Genomic DNA, 18,218 nt, shown 5'->3' on the forward strand with positions numbered 1-18,218 from the left:
GAGGCGGCCTTTCGATATCAGGCGGAAACGCCCGAGAGACATCCGCCCGTGACCCAGCCGTGCAAATAACCCGCGCCGCGCGCCGCGGCGTTGTCGGGATCGTCGTAGGTGGCGAGCATGGAGCAGAGCACGCCAAACGGAACGCCTCTTGCCGCTTCGTCCCACACCATGGCTTCATCGGGCGGAAGCTCGCGGAACATCGGCGTCGTGTCCTGCCGCCACACCAGAATGCGGACGGGCTCGTCGAGCATCGCCGCATCCGGCGGCGTCTCGTCGGCCTTCAGCGCGCGCCAGATGGCGGCTGCGTTGGTGGTGAGATCGAGACGCGCCGCGGTCGGGTGCGGAACGAAGTTGAGATCCTTCCAGATCTCGGGCGCGTGAGCTGCGACGGCGGCGAGCGTCACCGCTGCGCCATCCCTGCCATCGAAGGCGTCGTTGAGCGCTTTCTCCAGCGCGGCGAGGTCGCCCAGCACGGGATGTTCGCTGTACGGCGCGTTCGCCCGCAGGAATTCGGGCAGCCCTTGCGAGTACCAGCGCAAATTGGGGTGCTCGGAGGTCCGCGCGCGGACATAGGCGTGCCCCATCTCGTCGAACATCTCGTCGCCGAGATAGGCATGCAGCAATTCGTGGTCGTTGCGCAGCGCTTCGACCAGCCGGGAACCGTAGGCGTAACGGTAGACGCCGAACAGCGTCTCGCGTTTCTCCCTGGGGCTGTCGAGGATTTCGGCCAGCACGCCGTCGTCGCCGGCCAGAATGCCGCGCTGGAACTCGGCTTGCTGGCGCGCGAAGTCGCTCATCGCACGACCGGGCCCAGCACCTGCGCGGCCATCTCGCGCGTGCGGTTGACTTCGACGATGAGCTCGTCGAGTGGCGGGATATTGTCGTCGCGCTCGATCATGGTCGAAACCCGGCCGAAGCGCCTCAGCGCAGCGGCGTAGAGCTCCCAGACGTCCTCGCAGACGGGGTGGTCGTGGGTGTCGATGATGTGGGTGCCCATATGGCTGTGGCCGGCCATGTGGAACTGCACCACGCGATCCCCGGGGATGCCGTTGAGGAAGGTGAGGGGGTCATAGCCGTGGTTGAAGGCGCTGACATAGACGTTGTTGACGTCGAACAGCAGCCAGCAGCCGGAGCGGCGCGAGAGCTCGGAGAGAAACTCCCACTCGGTCATCTCCGAATTGCTGAACTGGACGTAGGTCGATACGTTCTCGAGCACGATCGCGCGGCCGAGGAAATCCTGCACCAGCTGCACGCGGCTCACGACGTGATCGAGCGCTTCCCTCGTGTAGGGGATCGGCAGCAGATCGTGCAGGTTCTTGCCGTGCACACCGGTCCAGCACAGATGGTCGGAAATCCATTTCGGCTCGACGCGATGGGCGAGGTCTTTCAGGGCTTGCAGGTACTCGAAATTGGGCGGCGTGGTCGAGGCGATCGACAGCGACACGCCGTGCATCACCACCGGGTAGCGCGCACGGATCTTGTCCAGCGTCTGCAGCGGCTGGCCGCCCGGCACCATGTAGTTCTCGCTGATGATTTCGAACCAGTCGATCGGCGGATTGCCGGAAAGGATTTCATCGTAATGCTGGGGGCGCAGGCCGAGGCCGAAGCCGAGGAAGGGCGGCCTGACAGAGTGACGCGGCGCCTCGTTGCGCGAAGTGTCCGGCAATCTGCTCGCGACGTTCATCCGGTTCCGCCCGACTGTATCCGATGCGCAAGAACCTATCAGGAAACAGGGGCCCGGCCTACCGGACCCCTGTTCCGATGGCGGCGGAGTTCTAGGACGGCGTGAACTTGCCCTTGGCGGCGGCGCACTTGTCCTTGGTCATGGCCGAGAAGCCCTGACCCTTGCAGGCATTCTGGCCCTTGCAGGCGTTGGACGCGCCCTTGCACGCGCTCTGGCCCTTGCAGGCATTGGCGCCCACGCACTTGCCGTCCTGGGCAAAGGCGGTGGTGGTGGTCGAGAGGGTGGTGCCGGCCACGAACAGGGTGGCAGCGGCGGCGGCGAGAACGGCACCGGACTTGGACGTCATCTTCATGGGGTTTCTCCTCCAGAGCGAATGAAGGTGCCAGCCCGGCCTGGGACTGCACCTGCGATAGCTACGGACAAGATCGTGGTTTGGTTACGCCGGCGGAAGAATTTTTTTGCGGCCTTCGATCGAAAAGGAGGCCCGGCGAGCCGCCGGACCTCCCGGGAAGGCATGGAATCGGCCGTCAGCCCTTGACGAATGCGCCGCCCTTGGCCTTGCACTGGGCTTCCGACATCATCGAAAAACCCTGGCCCTTGCAGGCGTTCAGGCCCTTGCAGGCACTGGCCCCGCCCTTGCAGGCGCTCTGGCCCTTGCAGGCATTGGCGGCCATGCACTTGCCCTGGGCGGCATCGGCAGGCGTGGACACGGTCGATACGGCAGCCCCGGCCAGGAACAGCGTGGCGGCAGCCGCAGCGAGCGTGGCACCCGATTTGGAATCCAACTTCATGACGTTCTCCTCGATGTTGACGAAAATGACGCCGTGAGCCTCCGATGATCGGTCGATCCGGAAGCTGCACAACGCAGGACGCCCATTGCATCGAGATGGCTTCGCCGAGATCGAAACCGCCCCGATGAATGCTTGTCCGGAAACGAGCTACGGGGCACCCCGCGGTTTGGTTACAGCGCTTCAGAAGATTTTTTCATTGTGGGCGCCCGCAACACCGGCCCGTGTCCTGCAGCGGCCCGGCGGGAGGATTTCGTTGCGCAAGCGGAAGCAGCTTCAGTCAGTCGTGCCGACCGCTCGCGCGCCTCAATTGAGCGCCGCCCGCTGTGGCTTCAATTTGGCCATCTGCTTGACGGTGGCCGCCAGCTCCTCGGCATTGAACGAGGGAAACGAGCAAATGCGATTGCTGCAGGCGAACGCCGCGGGCTCGCCCAGATCGGGATATTCGACGTCGGGATTGGGCAACTTGCCCTCGCGCAGGTCCAGCCATTCCAGCCGCTTGTAGCGGGCGGGCAGCGCGCGGGCCAGCGCGTGCAGCGACTGCGCCCGCTTGTCGTCCTTGTGCCCGACGACGGTGACGTGGGTGGGCTCGATCGCCAGTTCCTCGTCGGCGAGCAGCACGCCGGGCAGTGGCCGAACCATTTCCACCGAAGCGCTGGCAAGGTACCGCATGGCGTGCGAGGCCTGCTCGCGCCAGGCGTCGTTGCCGAAATAGCGATTGAGCAGGTTCAGGAAGCGCGCGACCTGGACCTGGTCGTCGAGCAGCTTGGCCGGCTTGGCGAACACGCCCGTCTTTGCTTCCGATCTCCTGGAGGTGAAGAAGCCGCCGGCCTCATCCCGGAAGGTCGCGATGAAATCGCCGGCCTTTGCCGCCGCCGCCAGCCAGTCGCGGTTGCCGGTCGCGGCATAGAGATCGAGGAACGCCTGTCCCATCGCAAGCGTATCGCCGATGAACGGCCCGCCGCGATCCCTGGCGCCATGATCGAAGCCGCCGTCGGGCCGCGCGCGGTTGGCCAGCACCCATTTCGCCGATCGTTCGGCGCTTGCGAGCGCCTTGACGTCGTTGCTGACGTTGTAATAGGCGGCGAGAGACGAGATCGCCCAGCCATTTTCCCGCGCGTAGAGATTCCTGTCGATGCGGGGCATGCCGAGCTTGCGGCGCTCGGCGTCTCCGAGCGCGTAGTATTTGTGTCCGTCAATGTCGTGATTGAGGTCGGCGTCCTGGCTGACATAGAAGGCGCCGTCGCTGCCCTGCATGAAGGCCACCAGGTAGCGCTCGATGTCGCGGGCGGCAGCGAGATATTTCGCATCCTTCCACAGCGCATAGGCCTGGCTGTATTGCCGCAGATACTGCGCCTGGAACGACATGATCTTCTCGAAATGCGGCTTCTGCCACGAGCCGCCCTCCGAATACTGGAACACGCCGCCCCACACCGGATCGATCAGGGCGATGGCCGCATCCAGCGTCTGCCGGGCGCGCCTGACGGCGGTGGCATCGCCCGCTTCGGCGCGGGTGATGGCAAGATCCATGCTGTCGGCGTCGATATATTTCTGCATCTCGCCCCAGCCGCCGAGCTTGTCCTCGTAGGACTCGTCGTAGTTCTTCGACAGCGCCTCGCGCTGCGCTTTGGGGAGGAACGCGGACTCCGCCGGCTTCACCTCAAAGGCTTCGGTGACGGAAGGGCCGGGCGTGGGATCGTCGATGATCGCCTTCAACAGCGCCTGCATCCGCGGCGGCTCGATATAGCCCCTGATCTTGGCGAGTTCGCTGCCGTCCGGACCGAACACGATGGTCGCCGGCCAGCCCCAGTCGCCATAGCGGCTCGACAGGTCCGGATTGGCGTCCTGGTCGACACGCACCGGAATGTATTTCGAGGCCAGCAGCGACTGCACCTCGGGATCGGCATAGGTGGTCTTCTCCATCACGTGGCACCAGTGGCACCACACCGCCTCGAGATCGAGGATGACGAAGCGCTTTTCCGCCGTCGCGCGCGTGAACAGCTCGTCGTTCCAGTCGCTCCATTTCAACTCATTGGCCGAAGCAGGCGACGCCGCAAGTGAGGCAAGGACGATGGCGGCGATGCGAAGGAATTTCATGGCGGTCCCCGGAACGCGGATCATCCCCGAGCTACGGGCAGGGGACGGTCGCGGCTCAGGCTTTGCGGGCTGTCACGCGAAAGTGAGCCGCCTTACGGCGTCGCTTCGCGGTGCCCGCTGACATTGAGCAGCAGCCGGTCCAGCGAGGCCGCGCCGGGCCCGGCGATGGCCAGCCACAGGAAGCCCGCAAAATAGGTCGCTTCCTCGAAGCCGAGCAGCGTCTCCAGCGAATCCGCCGCTTCCCATTTCGCCGACTTGATCGCGACCAGCATGGTGAAGGCGAGCATCGCCGCCGGGATGCGGGTGAATAGGCCGAGCATCAGCAGGATCCCGCCGAAGAACTCCACGCCCGAAACGAAGGGGGTCATGATCTTCGGGAAGAGGATGCCCCATTCGGTGAAGTTCTGGGTGATCTGCGGCAAATTGTTGAGTTTGCCCCAGCCGCTCAGCATGAAGACGTACCCGACGATCACGCGCATGATCAGCGGCCCGGCCCAGGCGAAATGTGATGCGATGCGCGACGGCAGCAGGATCAGCAGGTTGGCAACGGAATTCATAGGGTAACCCTCTCGAAGTATCGGCGCGCGGCCACGACCGGCCATCAGCCGGGGCGCTCAAAATTTACGCATCGTCCTGGAAGGAGTTTCGAGTGGGCCGGCCCGCTTGTTACGTGGCCGTTGCCGAAATTTGCGGGTGGCTAGCCGAAATTTTGCAGCGCGGGAAAAGTCTCCAGCAGCCAGATACTGACATTGGAGATGGCGCCGGTGAGGAAGGCGACGCCGGTGATCACCATCAGCACGCCCATCGCATGCTCGACGCGGGCGAGATGCTTCTTCATCCGCATGAATAGCTCGGAGAACTGCTCGACGGCGAATGCCGCCAGCAGGAAGGGAATGCCGAGCCCGGCGGAATAGACCGCCAGCAGCATCGCGCCCTTGGCGACGGTGGCTTCCGCCGCGGCCACGGAAAGGATGGCCGCCAGGATCGGCCCGATGCAGGGGGTCCAGCCGAACGCGAACGCCAGTCCCATCACATAGGCGCCCCACAGCCCGACGGGTTTCGGGATCGGCAGCCGGCCCTCGCGCATCAGGAAGCCGATCCGGGTCAATCCCAGGAAATGCAGCCCCATGATGATGATGATGATTCCGGCGAGGATCGACAGCTCCGCCGACCAGGCGCGGATCAGCCCGCCGACCAGCGAGGCGCTGGCGCCGAGCGCCACGAACACGGTGGAGAAGCCCAGCACGAACATCAGCGCCGAGCTCATCACCGCGCGCCGCGAGGCCTGCACGCTCTCGTCGTTGGCGACGTGCTCGATGGTGGCCCCGGTCAGGTAGACCAGGTAGGGCGGCACCAGCGGCAGCACGCAGGGCGACAGGAAGCTGATCAGCCCTGCCAGGACCGCCGCCGGGACCGATACGTCGTTCATGACTCACCTCGGGAAACTCGCGTCCTCTACCCTATTGGCTTGTACGAGGGCAACTTTCCAGTGGTTTCGCCGAAGGCAGGGCTTTATCGCGGTCACAGGGCCGTGTGTAACTTATCCCGCCGTGGTCCGTATCATCTGAGGCAAGCAACCCGAATGATCAGGGAAGGCCGGATGCGCATTGGAATCCGCAGCGCCATTTCTGCGCTCGTGCTGACGTCGATCGTCGTCAGCGCGATCGTGGTGCATTTGCTGTGGTGGCGAACCGCCAACCAGGTCAGCCAGACCCTGGCCGACACCATCAACGATCAGATCGTTTCGGCGGTCGGCGACCAGTTGCAGTCGATCACGACGGAAGCCCGTTCGGCCTCGATCGCGGTGCGCGCGCTGCTCACGGAAAAGGTGCTCGATATAAGCGATGCGAAGCGGCGCAAGTTCGTGTTCCTGTCGCAGTTGCAGGCCCAGCCGACCATTTCCTGGGTCGCGTTCGGCTGGCCGGACAATTCGTTCTTTGCCGTTCACAAGCTCGGCGACGCCGGCGTCGAGACGGTCGAGATAGGCACGGACAGCAAGCTGAAGATCGAGCGGTATGACCTCGAGGGTGGCGACATCAAGCTCAGGGACAGCCGCATTGAAGACACCAAATATCAGGTCACCGCGCAGGAGTGGTACAGCGGTTCCGATCTATGGTCGACGCTGACGGTTCACCCGACGGGCGAGCGGCCCGCCGCCGCATTTGCCGTGCCGATCGAAATCGACGGCGCACGCGCCGGCGTGCTCGCCGTCATCATCGAGCTGACGCGGGTGTCGAACTTCCTGTCGCAGCTCACGGTCGGCAAGTCGGCCGGTGCCTTCATCCTCGACCCCGACGGGGCCGCCATTGCCTCGCCCGACGCCAATGCCGACGAGCTCACGCCGCTGAAGACCGATCATCCGCTGTTTGCGGTCGCGGTCGACGCGATCCGGCAGGCGGGCGGCGCCTACAATGCGGCGGGCTCGCAGCCCCTCAACACGGCGGTCGTCAGGGACGGCAAGGCCTACAAGACCGTGCTGACGCCGATCTCGTTCCCGGGCTGGTCGCTGGTGACCGTCGTGTCTGAATCGGAATTTCTCGGACCGGTTCAGGCGACGATCCGCAACCTCCTGATCGGACTTGCCGCGCTGATCGCCTTTGCCGGGCTGTTGTCGGCCTGGCTGGCGCAGCGCCTGATCGCTGCGCCCCTGATCCGCGTGGTCAACGAGATCAGGCATGTCGAGCGCTTCGATCTCGACAAGGTGCAGCGCCATCCCTCGCGGCTGACCGAGATCTCCAACCTTTCGGGCGCAATCGGCGACATGGCGCAGGGGCTTGCCGCGTTCCGCAAATACATCCCGGCCGACCTGGTGCGGCGGCTGATCAGCGACGGCAACGGTGCACGGCTCGGCGGCGCGGTGCGGCCGATGAGCGTGATGTTCATCGACCTCGCCGGCTTCACCGGCATGTCGGAACGGCTGGGCGACCGCATCATCCCGCTGCTGTCGCGCTATCTCGACGTGGTCTCCGCGCAGATCCAGGATTGCGGCGGCACCATCGACAAGTTCATCGGCGACGCCGTGATGGCGTTCTGGGGCGCGCCGTCGCCCAATCCCGATCACGCCGTCGATTGCTGCCGCGCGGCGCTCGCCAGCCGGCGCGCGGTGGAGGAGGCCGGTCTCGTCGACGACCGCGGCGAGAAGGTCAGGATCCGCATCGGCATCAATTCCGGCGACATGCTGGTCGGCAATATCGGCTCGGAGGTGCGGCTGAACTACACCGTGATCGGCGATGCCGTGAACATCGCAAGCCGGCTCGAAAGCACCAACAAGAGCTACGGCTCCACCATCATCATCGGCCCGGAGACGCGACGTCTCGCCGGCGATCGCATCGTGGTGCGCGAGCTCGATCGCCTTGCGGTCTATGGCCGCGCCGGCGGCCTGCAGATCTACGAATTGCTAGGCATGGCCGGCGAGTGCGATGAGCTGCGCGAGTGGGTCATGACTTATGAAGCCGGACTTGCCGCATGGCGCACGGGCGATTTCGGCGGCGCCATCGGTTGTTTCGAGCGGGCGCAGAAGCTCAGGGCGAGCGATGCGGCGTCATCGCTGATGATCGAGCGCTGCAAGCACCAGATCGAGAACCCCACAGCCGAAGGCTGGGACGGCACCACGGTGGCGCGGACCAAGTAGTAGCGGTGCCTACCGTCTCAGCGTCGGCACGGAGAGGCGCGGACTGACGGATGGCAGGTTCGCGCGTCCCAGGTCCGGCGCCGATATCGATGGCGTGGTCGGCGAAAGCGACGGGCTGCCCGGCAGTGCGGTGTCGCGGGTCGGGTTGTTCAGCAGCGGCAGGTCGCGCGACGGCGTGGTCGGCAGCGACGTTTCCCGCAGCGGATCGAGCCCGGGTCCGCAGGAGACTCCCTTCATGGGTTGACCGTCGGGGCAGAAGCGGGTGATCGCGCCCTTCTTGCCGAGCTTGTCGCGGACCGGTGCGGTCAGGCTCGCCTTGCGGAGCGCCGGCAGTGGCGAACACAGGGTGGAATTGGTCGAGCAGACGGAAGCAAATGTCCATGTCGGCACGAGGTCGCGCTTGATCTGGATGATACCGCCTTCCCGGGTGATATTGGCGGTGTGTCCGCGCTCGAGGAGTTGCGTGCATTTGCCGCCGGCGCAAACATTTGCCCGGCCGTTCTGCAGCGAAACCAGGGTTTCTTTCTCCGATATGCGGATATCGAGGATCGTCCCGCGCACGCCGATCGATGCGCTCGGGGTCTCGATCCTGTAGGACTTCTTGTCGGAGTTGCCGGTGATGAAGCGGAACGCACCCTCGGTCAGGCGGATAGTGATCTGCTTGTAGCGCGACTGGTCGGCGAGAACGGCGCGGTCGATCTTCAGCGTCGATGCCGGCCCGAGCGTCAGCTTGGTATTGTCGATCAAGCCGAAGCGCGCATTGGCATCGGCGCTCGTGCGGATGACGTCATCGCGCATCACATTGTCGCCGACATTGATCGGAACCGACTGGGCCTGGGTGGCGTTGACGACCTCGTTGCGGATGACCTCGGCCTGTCCGACCTTTGGCGTATCCGCAGCCGCGGGAGCGACAGCAAGGCCGGCTGTGCAGAGCAACGCCAGTTCCCAGGTGCGGCGAATCGTTGAAATCCGGCTCATGACGCTGAAGTACCCACCCGGCGGTTTCCGATCAACCCGCATATGCCTGGTATATTATTGACCACGGCTGGAACCCGGTGCGACCGAGACGGCGGTGATGCGCAAGTCGCTCCCGAAAGGCATCATCTCGTAGGGCGGCTTCCACCCCTTCAGCGATGCGAGGCGCTTTCGCCAGGCATCGATAGCCGGATACTCCGCCGCAATGTCGAAGCCGGTTTCTTCCGGAGGATAGAAGACATATCCGGCCAGTGAGAAGTCCGCGATGGTCGGCCGCTCGCCCAGCATGAACGGGCGCTCGCCGAGATGTTTCTCGACGATGGCGTGGGAAGCTTCCACGCGCGTACGCATGAACGCCAGCACGGCCGGATGCGGCGGCTGCGCCATGAAGCTCTTCTGGAAGCGATGGATGGCGTAGTTGTTGGTGAACTTGTGATTGTCGAACAGGATCCAGCGCAGCGCCTCGTATCGCTCTTCCGGCGTCGGCGCATAATGCCCGGTAGCCTCGGCAAGCCAGGTCAGGATCGCGCCGGATTGCGACATCCGCGTTCCCGCCACCTCCAGCACCGGAACTTCGCCCATCGCGTTGTTCTCGCCGCGCCAGTCCGCGTCGCGCTGCACGCCGCCGGCGAAGTCGATGCCCACCGGCTCCCAGTCGAGGCCGGCGCAGTTCAGATAGAGCGCGACCTTGTAGGAATTACCGGAAGCACCGATGCAATAGAGCTTGTAGTGGGCCATGTAATCCCCGCGCTTACGTCTGCCGCAGCGCAAGATGACGCAGGGCGTCCGCGCGGGCAAGGGTTGCGGCGATGGCTCTTGACCTCTTTGTCCGCAGATGGTCCGAAGGATCACCGATAGAATTGTCCCCTTGAAAGTATTGCTGGCCCATACCCCGCAGATGCGGCGCGACTATTACGGCGAGCGCAGCCTGAGCGGCCTGCGCGCGGTGGCCGATGTGAGGCTGCATGAAGGTGCCGACGCCCTCGATGCCGCCGCGCTGATCGACGCGGCAGGCGACGCGGATATCGTCGTCGCCGACCGCATGACGCCGGGGGCCGGCGAGATCTTTCCAAGACTGCCGAAGCTGCGCGCCTTCGTGCGTTGCGCGGTCGATATCCGCAACATCGATGTGGCCGCGGCTTCCGCGGCCGGCGTGCTGGTGACGCGCGCGAGCCCCGGCTTCGTGCAGTCGGTCGCCGAGCTTGCGCTCGGCTACATGGTCGATCTCTCGCGCGGCGTTTCGCGTGCGACTGCCGATTATCACGCGGGCAGGGCGCCGGAGGTGGTGATGGGGCGGCAGCTCTTCGGCAGCCGCATCGGCATCATCGGCTTCGGCAGCATCGGGCGCTATCTCGCAGGCCTGGCGAAAGTGCTGGGCATGGAAGTGCTGGTGGCCGATCCCTTCGTCACCATCGACGACGCGGCGATCCGGCATGTCACGCTCGACGATCTTCTCGCCCGCTCCGACTATGTCGTCTGCCTTGCCATCGCCAATGAGGCGACCGAGAACCTGATCGGGCAGGCGGCGCTGGCGCGGATGCAGAAACACGCCTGCTTCATCAACCTGTCGCGCGGCAACCTTGTCGATGAAGCCGCGCTCGCCGCGGCCCTGCGCGATCATCGCATCGCGGGCGCTGCGCTGGACGTCGGTCGTGCGCCCGACCAGATGCCGTCGCCGGAACTGGCCAAGTTGCCGAACGTGATCGCGACCCCGCATGTCGGCGGGCTGACGCCGCAGGCCATCGAGCATCAATCGGCGGAGACCGTGCGCCAGGTGGCGGAAATCATCAGAGGCAACGCGCCGGTCGGCGCCGTCAATGAAGCGAGCTGGACGCGCCGGCCGGAGAAGAAACCATGAAAAGCCGGCTGCCCTTCTACTACGGCTGGATGATCGTCGCCGTGGTGTTCGTCACCATGGCGATCGGCGTCAACGCGCGCACCGCATTCTCGCTGCTGTTTCCGCCCATCATCTCCGAGTTCGGCTGGGATCGCGGCGTCACCGCGGGCGCCTTCTCCTTCGGCTTCGTGGTGTCGGGGATCATGAGCCCGCTGATCGGGCGGCTGATGGACCGCTTCGGTCCGCGCGCGGTGATGGAGCTTGGCGTCGTGCTGATGGGCGGCGGCATGCTGCTGGCGCCGCTGACCACGCAGCCCTGGCATCTCTATCTCACCATCGGCGTGCTGGTCGGCGCCGGCAGCGTCTGCCTCGGTTATTCCGGGCAATCGCTGTTCGTGCCCAACTGGTTCGTCCGCCGCCGCGGGCTGGCGATCGGCATTGCGTTTGCCGGTGTCGGCGTCGGCTCGGTGACGCTGCTGCCGTGGGTGCAGCACATGATCGAGCAGGCGGGCTGGAAGACGTCCTGCACGGCGATGGGCATCCTGATCATCGTCGTGCTGGCGCCGATCAACCTCTTGCTGCACAAGCGGCCGGAGGACATCGGCCTGTTGCCCGACGGCGATCCCGCGCCGACGGCGACCTCCGCAAAGCCGGTCTCGAACGTCGTCGATCCCGTGTGGGCCGGCACCGACTGGACGCTGCGCCTCGCGATGCGCACGGCGCGTTTCTGGTGGATCGCGATCGGCTATTTCTGCGGGCTGTACATCTGGTACGCGGTGCAGGTGCACCAGACCAAGTTCCTGCTCGACATCGGCTTCAGTCCGACCGTCGGCGTCTGGGCGCTCGGCGTGGTCAGCCTGCTCGGCATTCCCGGCCAGATCTGGCTCGGCCATGTCTCCGATCGCGTCGGCCGCGAATGGGTGTGGGCGATCGCCTGCTTCGGCTTCGCGATCTGCTTTGCCGCGCTGGTCGCGCTGAAATATGTGCCGAGCCTCTGGCTGGTCTATCTGATGGTGCTCACGCAAGGCGTGCTCGGCTACGGCCTTACTTCGGTGATGGGACCGATCGTGCTGGAGATTTTCCAGGGCAGGCAATACGGCAGCATCTTCGGCACCATCATGCTCGCCGCGCTCGCGGGCGGCGCCGCGGGACCGTGGGCCACCGGCGTGCTGCATGATTTCACCGGCAGCTATACCGTTGCCTTCGCGGCCGGGATTGTCGTGAGCCTGCTGTCGGCCATCGCGATCTGGCAGGCTTCGCCCGGCAAGGTCCGCGCCGTTGCGGGGAAGATAGCGCAGGTGTAGGGCGCTTGATCTGAGTATGCATTTGCGCGCAGCGTCGAGCATGGGAGCCGGGGACGGTGCGTTCGCTTTTTGACCCAGAGCCGGCATCCTGTCCATTTACCCCATAGGTAGAGGCTGGCAGGCTCCACGCCCCTGTGATTTGATAGCCGGAACGGTAGGCAGGCGGGGCTCGGTGGCTGGAGAGCGGACAGAGCGGCGGTTAGCGGCCATCTTGGCTGCTGATGTGGTGGGCTACAGCCGGCTGATGGGAGCCGATGAAGTCGGTACCCTGGCGGCGCTAAAGGCGATTCGCCGCGACGTCGTCGATCCGGCCATCGGCGACCATAAAGGGCGCATCGTGAAGACGACGGGCGACGGCCTGCTGGTCGAATTTGCCAGCGCGGTAGATGCCGTGAACTGCGCCATGACTGTGCAGGGACTGATGGCGGAGCGGGCCAAGGACGGGTCCAAAATCACGTTTCGCATCGGCATCAACATCGGTGATATCATCATTGATGGCGACGACATTTTCGGGGATGGTGTGAATATTGCGGCCCGCGTCGAGAGCGAGTGCAAGCCAGGCGAGGTATGCCTGTCGAGCAGCGCCTTCGAGCAGGTTCGGAGCAAGACCAGCTTCGCTTTCGAAGACTTGGGCGAGCGCTCGCTGAAGAACATCGACCGGCCGGTTCGGCTCTATGCGGCGCGTCCGGCCTTGGCAACGCCGCATCCAGACCGAGAGCGGGTCGAACTCGCCAAGCCACTTCCGCTACCCGACAAGCCTTCGATCGCCGTGCTGCCGTTCCAGAACATGAGTGGCGATCCGGAGCAAGAATACTTTGCCGATGGCATGGTGGAAGACATCATCACTGCACTGTCGAGGTTTAAATCACTGTTCGTGATCGCTCGCAACACGAGCTTCATCTACAAGGGCAAATCCGTAAACATCAATCAGATAGGTCGCGATCTCGGCGTTCGATATGTGCTCGAGGGAAGCGTAAGGAAAGCGGCCGGAAAGCTGCGAATTACCGGACAGCTGATTGAAGCGGCCACCAACAATCATCTCTGGGCAGAGAAATTCGACGGTAAGGTTGAAGACATATTCGAGCTTCAGGACAAGGTAGTAGGAAACGTCGTCAGCTCCATCGCCCCCATGCTTGAACTCGCCGAAATTGAAAGGGCAAATCAGAAGCCGACCGAAAAATTGGAGTGTTACGATTTTTATCTGCGGGGCCTCTCCAAGCACCGTTCACTCCAGTCGGGGCGCGAAGCTCGCGAGCTTTTCGAGAAGGCAATCGAAAAGGACAGGAACTTCGGTCCCGCTTATGCGATGATTGCCTGGGGCATCTTGATGGAACAATCGACCACCGGGAGGCCCTTGAGGCCGGAAAAGCTTGCCCAATCACTCCAGTTTGCTCGCATCGCGGCGCAACTGGCACCGGAAGACGCCTTTTCACTAGCACGCTCAGGTCATGTGCTGACCTACCTTGGACACGAGTTTGATCTTGGAGCCTCAATGATCGAGGAGGCCTTGATCCGCAATCCGAACCTGGCTGCGGCATGGTATTCGCAGGGTTGGGTGACGATGATGTGCGGCGATGCAGCAAAGGCTGTCGAAAGTTTTGATACCATGCTCAGGCTTAGTCCGCTTGATCCCCTGCGTGGGAGCGTTTGGAACGGAAGAGCCTTCGCTCTTTTCCTGCTTGGACGCTACGGTGAGGGACGTGCATCTGCCGAGCGAACGAAGCAGTTTTACACTGATATCCATACACTATCACCGATCGCTCTCAACTGCGTTGGATTGGGGCAACTTGACGAGGCGAGAGATATCGTTCAGCAGATTCTAAAGCTTAGCAGTCAATTTTCCATTGCCCGCGCCATGCAAGCGTTTCCGACTCGGTCGAAGGAATACAGCAGGGTAATAGCTGCAGCGTTTGAGCAAGCTGGTTTGCCTGCAGGGTGACAAGGGATTCCCTCAAGACATTCAGGATTGGAATGCGAGCGCCGGGTACGCCGCTCAAAGCGGGATAACCGTAACGACCGCTTCTTACTTCACGTCGAACGTATCGCCGATCGCCTGCTGCAGGTCGTTGAAGGCGCGCAGGAAGCTGTCGGCCGGCGTGGTCTCGGGATCGATCAGGCGGTGCAGGCGGAAGCCGTCCTCGAGCGCAAGCAGGATGGCGGCGACCCATCCGGGGTTCTCGAAGTTCTTGCCGCTGTGCTTCGAGATGATCGCGACGATCTCCGTGAGCATCTGCCGGCAATTTTCGATGCAAGCGTGCGTTATGGTTGTGGCGGTTCTACCAACCCTTGCATGATGCCGCGTATTTTGTTTGGCGCGCTGACGATCCGCGCGTCGCGCAATTCGACCACGGTTTCACTCGCGCCGACTGGCCCATTGGTAATGATGACTGGTCCCAGCAGCGTGCCCGAGATTGGAATGCCAAGGTTGACGAATCCCTCGGTCGCCTCGACAGCTTGATAAGCCAGGAAACTCTGCTCGTCGGAAGACAGCACGCCAATTCCTGCGCCGCGTCCAGTGACCTTGATTTGTGCCCGAAGCCACAATTCGCTGGCAGCACCGATCCGGGCACTGATATCTTGCGCGACGACGGGAATGCGTGCCGCATACATGTACGGGTGTGCATTGCGATTGATCCGCACAGTGAGGTTAGAAGCAGTTTCGACCTTCGCTGAGTCAACCGCGGGCAAGGAAACTGTTGCAAGACAGCAACTGTTGGAGAACCTCAGGGCCGGGGTCTCAAATTGCAGGGCCTCCCGCGGCCGTTCGTTGAGCTGCCGAGCCACTCTGTCAGATGGGTTTGCGAGTGCGCCGATAAGTCGGCTCCCTTCGAGAAGTATTGTCGGGGCGCGCAAGGGCTTTGCCGCGACAAGGGATGCCATGGTCATGGTGTGGACTCTTGTTCGCTGTGGGGTTGTAGTGATAAGGTATCCTGCGATCTCTTCAAACGCAGGGAGCCGAACTGTGCCAGTGACCGAAGCCAACCGACAGGCGCAGGCGACCTTGAGCAATCAGGCTTGCGGAACGCGCGGGTGAAGGTCTGGCGCCCGATTACGCTGAGATGGCACGGCGTCGATACACTGAGGATGATCCGTGGGATCCCGGTGTCATTGACTTCCTGTCAAGGAAGAGTAAGCACGTCCTCGAGATCGGCCACGACATGGGATGCTATTTCGCAATCGCCGCACGGCGCGGCAAAGCCGCGCAATAGATGACGCCGATGCTTCTTGTCTCGCTCACCGCAATCCTCGGGCTATCACTTGCTATTTGCCGGGCTCTAAGGGTCCCAGTCGAAACTGGACCCCTGCTTGCGATATCCTTGATTATGGTGGTGCTATACGCCTTCGCCCTAGGGAACGTGCTAATAGTTGGCACATATGTTCTGACCGGCCTCGGTGTTGTTTGGTTCCTATATGAGGCAGGACAAGTCGCATGCGTCGGGAGGTCCGTACCTGTCCTAAACTTGGGGGTCTTGGTCTATGCAGTAACCGGCGTTGTCCTCTACTGGGGGCTAGACAATTCTGAGTTCACGCAATGGGACGACTTCTCGCACTGGGGATTCGCGACAAAGGAATTGCTCGTACGACACCACCTTGCTGACCTAAACAACGTCCAACAGATTAAGGATTACCCACCCGGCCTGAACCTGTTCCACTTCTTTGTGGTCTTCCCGTCGGCAGGAACGGAGGGAGAAATACTAACTGCAAATTCGTGGGTACTGTTCGCGATCTTGCCTTGTTTCCTATATCGCGCGACGCCTTGGAGCATTTTTGCAATTTGCGGCGCCATAGGGGCGCTTTTCTTGGCGCCTTACGCGCTAGGGACCGGCCTCTACACAGTCATGAGCGATCAAAGTCTCAGCATATTCTTTGCCGGAGCTATCGTAGCGTACTGGATAATATACAGAGCGCGACCAGGCTCAGTCGCTATCGTGGCATTACCACTCGCCGCCCTACCATTGATCAAGGCTTCTGGCGCGCTGTTCGCCTTTATCGCCGCCATCGCAATAAGTATCGATATCGCCTCGCGACAGCGAAATCTGCGTTCCGCAGCGATCATTTGTGCATTGATTGCCGCTCCCGTGTTTGCTCGATCGTCATGGCAAGGATACGTGTCGTCTCATGCTATCCCGCCTACTTTCCCGACACAGACGACTTCCATTTGGGCCGCTTTTTCAGGCACCTCCAGAGATCGGTCGCAAGCTATCGCTTACAACTTCATCGACGCACTGACTGGATTATCGGTGGGAATATCTCCGGGATGGAGCACCGCATTATGGTGCGTCGTCTTCGCGAGCTTCACCGCTGTCATTTTAGTTTTTTGCGGTAGCGAAAATCGCCGACAGGCCTTGATTTTCCTCACGGTTCTGTGGGTGGGGTTAGGGGTCTATCTAACCGGACTGCTGACAATGTACGTCGCCTCCTTCAAGTTTGGGGACGAAGATTTGCGTCTTGCGTCGTTCGGCCGATACGTTTCGACTTATATTGCCGGCCTATTGCTGGTTGTTCTGTTTTGTGTCCGCCAGATTAGCAGCAGCGACAACAGCCTACGCGATGGGTGGGCACTCAGCGCCATCATGGTCTCTTTCCTTTTCGTATTCGAATTTCCGGAGGTGAGAATTATTGGCGCTAAGCGGCAAGATCCATTTTTGTCCGAACACCGAGAGCTGCTTAACCGCGTCGCAAGCATTATTCCGTCAAACGCGCGGGTCAGAATAATTGTTCAAAATAGTAACGGGGCAGAAGTTGTACGCACTCGTTACGCACTCATTCCACGCCGCTACACGGGTGCATGGTCGATCGGCAAACCATATCGGGAGAACGACTATTACACCAAGAATATAACGGCAGAGCAGTTCGCGAGAGAGCTTTCTGACGTGGACTACTTGTTGCTGATCCGGGCAGACCAGAATTTTTGGTCCAACTTTGGATCGCTCTTTGAGGGAATCGAGGGAGTAGATTCCCATCGCCTCTTCAAAATCTCAAAATCAGGACCACTCAAGCTCGTCCCAGCATTGTGAAGCTCGGATACGAGACCTTCGATAAGCCAGGTAGCCGCAACCGTTTCTTGCTACTTTCTATCAGATCGCTGCGAAATGGCAGAAGAGGGCCCCAACAAACTCGACCCATACTTCCGTCCTAACCCGAGAAGCGGACATCGAAGCTAGTCGACCGGAGTGTCGGCTTAGGGGCCCCTGGCAGACATTCCGGTCATACCCCGGACTGTCCGATCCCAAGAGGGACGCGGCTGCGCCTGCATGAACCTGCCAGGGATGAGGACACGTCTCACTTCACATCGAACGTTTCGCCGATCGCGTGCTGCAGATCGTTGAGGGCGCGCAGAAAACTGTCGGGCGGCGTGGTCTCTGGGTCGATCAGGCGATGCAGGCGGAAGCCGTCTTCCAGCGCGAGCAGGATGGCGGCCACCCATTCCGGCTTCTCGAAATTCTTGCCCTCGTGCTTCGAGATGATGGCGACGATCTCCGTCAGCATCTGCCGGCGCGCACGCAGGCGCTTGGCCAGTTCCGGCCGCCGCTTCTCGGCGCGCGCCACGAACAGGATCATTTCCATGTGAAGCAGGGGCGAGCGGCCGAGCGGATCCTGCCGCGCGCGCTCCATGTTGCGGAACGCGTCGATGAAATCCTGCAAATCCTGATGCTTGGCCAGGAGGTCGAGGTTGCGCCGGATCGTCTGCTCGACGTGATCTTCCAGCATGGCGACGATCAGCTCGTCCTTGCTGGCGAAATTCGAATAAAACGCCCCGCGGGTGAAACCGGCGGCCGCCGCGATCGTTTCGATGCTGGCGGCATTGATGCCCTGTTCCTCGAACACCCGCGCGGCGGCCTCGAACAGTTTGTCGCGGGTATCGTCCCGGGTCGGTCTGGTGCGCAACCTTGACATCGGC

At 62.4% G+C, this 18,218-nt stretch carries 17 protein-coding genes; 5 read left to right on the forward strand and 12 right to left on the reverse strand.

Going from position 1 to position 18,218, the window contains the following annotated elements; translation table 11 throughout:
* Positions 1–17 precede the first annotated feature (17 nt).
* From HZB49_RS23260 to HZB49_RS23290, 7 genes are all read right to left on the reverse strand, one after another.
* Positions 18–797 (reverse strand): DNA-binding domain-containing protein, encoded by a 780-nt coding sequence (locus HZB49_RS23260; RefSeq protein ID WP_291615584.1) that lies wholly within the window; start codon positions 795–797, stop codon positions 18–20.
* Complete coding sequence (locus HZB49_RS23265; RefSeq protein ID WP_291615586.1) at positions 794–1,684, reverse strand: DUF692 domain-containing protein; 891 nt, start codon at positions 1,682–1,684, stop codon at positions 794–796. Before HZB49_RS23265 ends, HZB49_RS23260 begins: the two co-directional genes overlap by 4 nt.
* Before the next feature lie 91 nt (positions 1,685–1,775).
* Positions 1,776–2,036 (reverse strand): hypothetical protein, encoded by a 261-nt coding sequence (locus HZB49_RS23270; RefSeq protein WP_291615588.1) that lies wholly within the window; start codon positions 2,034–2,036, stop codon positions 1,776–1,778.
* Positions 2,037–2,211: 175 nt separating this feature from the next.
* Positions 2,212–2,475, reverse strand: coding sequence for a hypothetical protein (locus tag HZB49_RS23275; protein WP_291615590.1), 264 nt, complete (start codon positions 2,473–2,475; stop codon positions 2,212–2,214).
* A gap of 303 nt (positions 2,476–2,778) precedes the next feature.
* Positions 2,779–4,569, reverse strand: a complete 1,791-nt coding sequence (locus HZB49_RS23280) for a DUF255 domain-containing protein (protein WP_291615592.1) — start codon at positions 4,567–4,569, stop codon at positions 2,779–2,781.
* Between the two features lie 92 nt (positions 4,570–4,661).
* Positions 4,662–5,126, reverse strand: coding sequence for a DoxX family protein (locus HZB49_RS23285; RefSeq protein WP_291615593.1), 465 nt, complete (start codon positions 5,124–5,126; stop codon positions 4,662–4,664).
* A gap of 140 nt (positions 5,127–5,266) precedes the next feature.
* A complete protein-coding gene (locus HZB49_RS23290; protein WP_291615594.1) occupies positions 5,267–5,998 on the reverse strand; it encodes a cytochrome c biogenesis protein CcdA in 732 nt (243 codons plus the stop codon).
* 171 nt (positions 5,999–6,169) lie between these two features.
* Here HZB49_RS23290 and HZB49_RS23295 point away from each other — a divergent pair, with 171 nt between their 5' ends.
* Complete coding sequence (locus HZB49_RS23295; protein WP_291615596.1) at positions 6,170–8,200, forward strand: adenylate/guanylate cyclase domain-containing protein; 2,031 nt, start codon at positions 6,170–6,172, stop codon at positions 8,198–8,200.
* A gap of 9 nt (positions 8,201–8,209) precedes the next feature.
* Here HZB49_RS23295 and HZB49_RS23300 read toward each other — a convergent pair whose 3' ends face one another.
* Both HZB49_RS23300 and HZB49_RS23305 read right to left on the reverse strand, forming a co-directional pair.
* Positions 8,210–9,178, reverse strand: coding sequence for a FecR domain-containing protein (locus tag HZB49_RS23300; protein ID WP_291615598.1), 969 nt, complete (start codon positions 9,176–9,178; stop codon positions 8,210–8,212).
* Positions 9,179–9,232: 54 nt separating this feature from the next.
* Positions 9,233–9,913: a glutathione S-transferase family protein gene (locus tag HZB49_RS23305; RefSeq protein ID WP_291615600.1), complete on the reverse strand. Its 681-nt coding sequence runs from the start codon at positions 9,911–9,913 to the stop codon at positions 9,233–9,235.
* Between the two features lie 130 nt (positions 9,914–10,043).
* Between HZB49_RS23305 and HZB49_RS23310 the strand changes: the two genes are divergently transcribed.
* From HZB49_RS23310 to HZB49_RS23320, 3 genes are all read left to right on the forward strand, one after another.
* Positions 10,044–11,033 carry an NAD(P)-dependent oxidoreductase gene (locus HZB49_RS23310; RefSeq protein WP_291615602.1) on the forward strand — a complete coding sequence of 330 codons (990 nt, stop codon included), beginning with the start codon at positions 10,044–10,046 and terminating at the stop codon, positions 11,031–11,033.
* Positions 11,030–12,316 carry an MFS transporter gene (locus HZB49_RS23315; RefSeq protein ID WP_291615604.1) on the forward strand — a complete coding sequence of 429 codons (1,287 nt, stop codon included), beginning with the start codon at positions 11,030–11,032 and terminating at the stop codon, positions 12,314–12,316. The genes HZB49_RS23310 and HZB49_RS23315 overlap by 4 nt, the downstream gene beginning before the upstream one ends.
* A 211-nt stretch (positions 12,317–12,527) precedes the next feature.
* A complete protein-coding gene (locus tag HZB49_RS23320; RefSeq protein WP_291615606.1) occupies positions 12,528–14,255 on the forward strand; it encodes an adenylate/guanylate cyclase domain-containing protein in 1,728 nt (575 codons plus the stop codon).
* 84 nt (positions 14,256–14,339) lie between these two features.
* Here HZB49_RS23320 and HZB49_RS23325 read toward each other — a convergent pair whose 3' ends face one another.
* A complete protein-coding gene (locus HZB49_RS23325; RefSeq protein WP_291615608.1) occupies positions 14,340–14,546 on the reverse strand; it encodes a hypothetical protein in 207 nt (68 codons plus the stop codon).
* 29 nt (positions 14,547–14,575) lie between these two features.
* Complete coding sequence (locus HZB49_RS23330; protein WP_291615610.1) at positions 14,576–15,202, reverse strand: hypothetical protein; 627 nt, start codon at positions 15,200–15,202, stop codon at positions 14,576–14,578.
* A gap of 584 nt (positions 15,203–15,786) precedes the next feature.
* On the opposite strand from HZB49_RS23330, the gene HZB49_RS23335 reads away from it, so the two are divergent.
* Positions 15,787–17,334 (forward strand): hypothetical protein, encoded by a 1,548-nt coding sequence (locus tag HZB49_RS23335; RefSeq protein WP_291615612.1) that lies wholly within the window; start codon positions 15,787–15,789, stop codon positions 17,332–17,334.
* Between the two features lie 265 nt (positions 17,335–17,599).
* On the opposite strand, the gene HZB49_RS23340 is transcribed toward HZB49_RS23335, so the two are convergent.
* Positions 17,600–18,214, reverse strand: coding sequence for a TetR/AcrR family transcriptional regulator (locus HZB49_RS23340; protein WP_291615614.1), 615 nt, complete (start codon positions 18,212–18,214; stop codon positions 17,600–17,602).
* Positions 18,215–18,218: the final 4 nt, after the last annotated feature.

Origin of the sequence: Bradyrhizobium sp. (assembly GCF_016219575.1) — a bacterium.
GTDB lineage: Bacteria > Pseudomonadota > Alphaproteobacteria > Rhizobiales > Xanthobacteraceae > Bradyrhizobium.

What these genes read in the sequence shown, in the direction of transcription:
- HZB49_RS23290 (WP_291615594.1), bottom strand. Translation starts at nt 5,998, where the DNA reads ATGAACGACGTATCGGTCCCGGCGGCGGTCCTGGCAGGGCTGATCAGC.
- HZB49_RS23340 (WP_291615614.1), bottom strand. Translation starts at nt 18,214, where the DNA reads ATGTCAAGGTTGCGCACCAGACCGACCCGGGACGATACCCGCGACAAA.
- HZB49_RS23280 (WP_291615592.1), bottom strand. Translation starts at nt 4,569, where the DNA reads ATGAAATTCCTTCGCATCGCCGCCATCGTCCTTGCCTCACTTGCGGCG.
- HZB49_RS23275 (WP_291615590.1), bottom strand. Translation starts at nt 2,475, where the DNA reads ATGAAGTTGGATTCCAAATCGGGTGCCACGCTCGCTGCGGCTGCCGCC.
- HZB49_RS23295 (WP_291615596.1), top strand. Translation starts at nt 6,170, where the DNA reads ATGCGCATTGGAATCCGCAGCGCCATTTCTGCGCTCGTGCTGACGTCG.
- HZB49_RS23330 (WP_291615610.1), bottom strand. Translation starts at nt 15,202, where the DNA reads ATGACCATGGCATCCCTTGTCGCGGCAAAGCCCTTGCGCGCCCCGACA.
- HZB49_RS23270 (WP_291615588.1), bottom strand. Translation starts at nt 2,036, where the DNA reads ATGAAGATGACGTCCAAGTCCGGTGCCGTTCTCGCCGCCGCCGCTGCC.
- HZB49_RS23305 (WP_291615600.1), bottom strand. Translation starts at nt 9,913, where the DNA reads ATGGCCCACTACAAGCTCTATTGCATCGGTGCTTCCGGTAATTCCTAC.
- HZB49_RS23325 (WP_291615608.1), bottom strand. Translation starts at nt 14,546, where the DNA reads ATGCTCACGGAGATCGTCGCGATCATCTCGAAGCACAGCGGCAAGAAC.
- HZB49_RS23285 (WP_291615593.1), bottom strand. Translation starts at nt 5,126, where the DNA reads ATGAATTCCGTTGCCAACCTGCTGATCCTGCTGCCGTCGCGCATCGCA.
- HZB49_RS23315 (WP_291615604.1), top strand. Translation starts at nt 11,030, where the DNA reads ATGAAAAGCCGGCTGCCCTTCTACTACGGCTGGATGATCGTCGCCGTG.
- HZB49_RS23300 (WP_291615598.1), bottom strand. Translation starts at nt 9,178, where the DNA reads ATGAGCCGGATTTCAACGATTCGCCGCACCTGGGAACTGGCGTTGCTC.
- HZB49_RS23265 (WP_291615586.1), bottom strand. Translation starts at nt 1,684, where the DNA reads ATGAACGTCGCGAGCAGATTGCCGGACACTTCGCGCAACGAGGCGCCG.
- HZB49_RS23260 (WP_291615584.1), bottom strand. Translation starts at nt 797, where the DNA reads ATGAGCGACTTCGCGCGCCAGCAAGCCGAGTTCCAGCGCGGCATTCTG.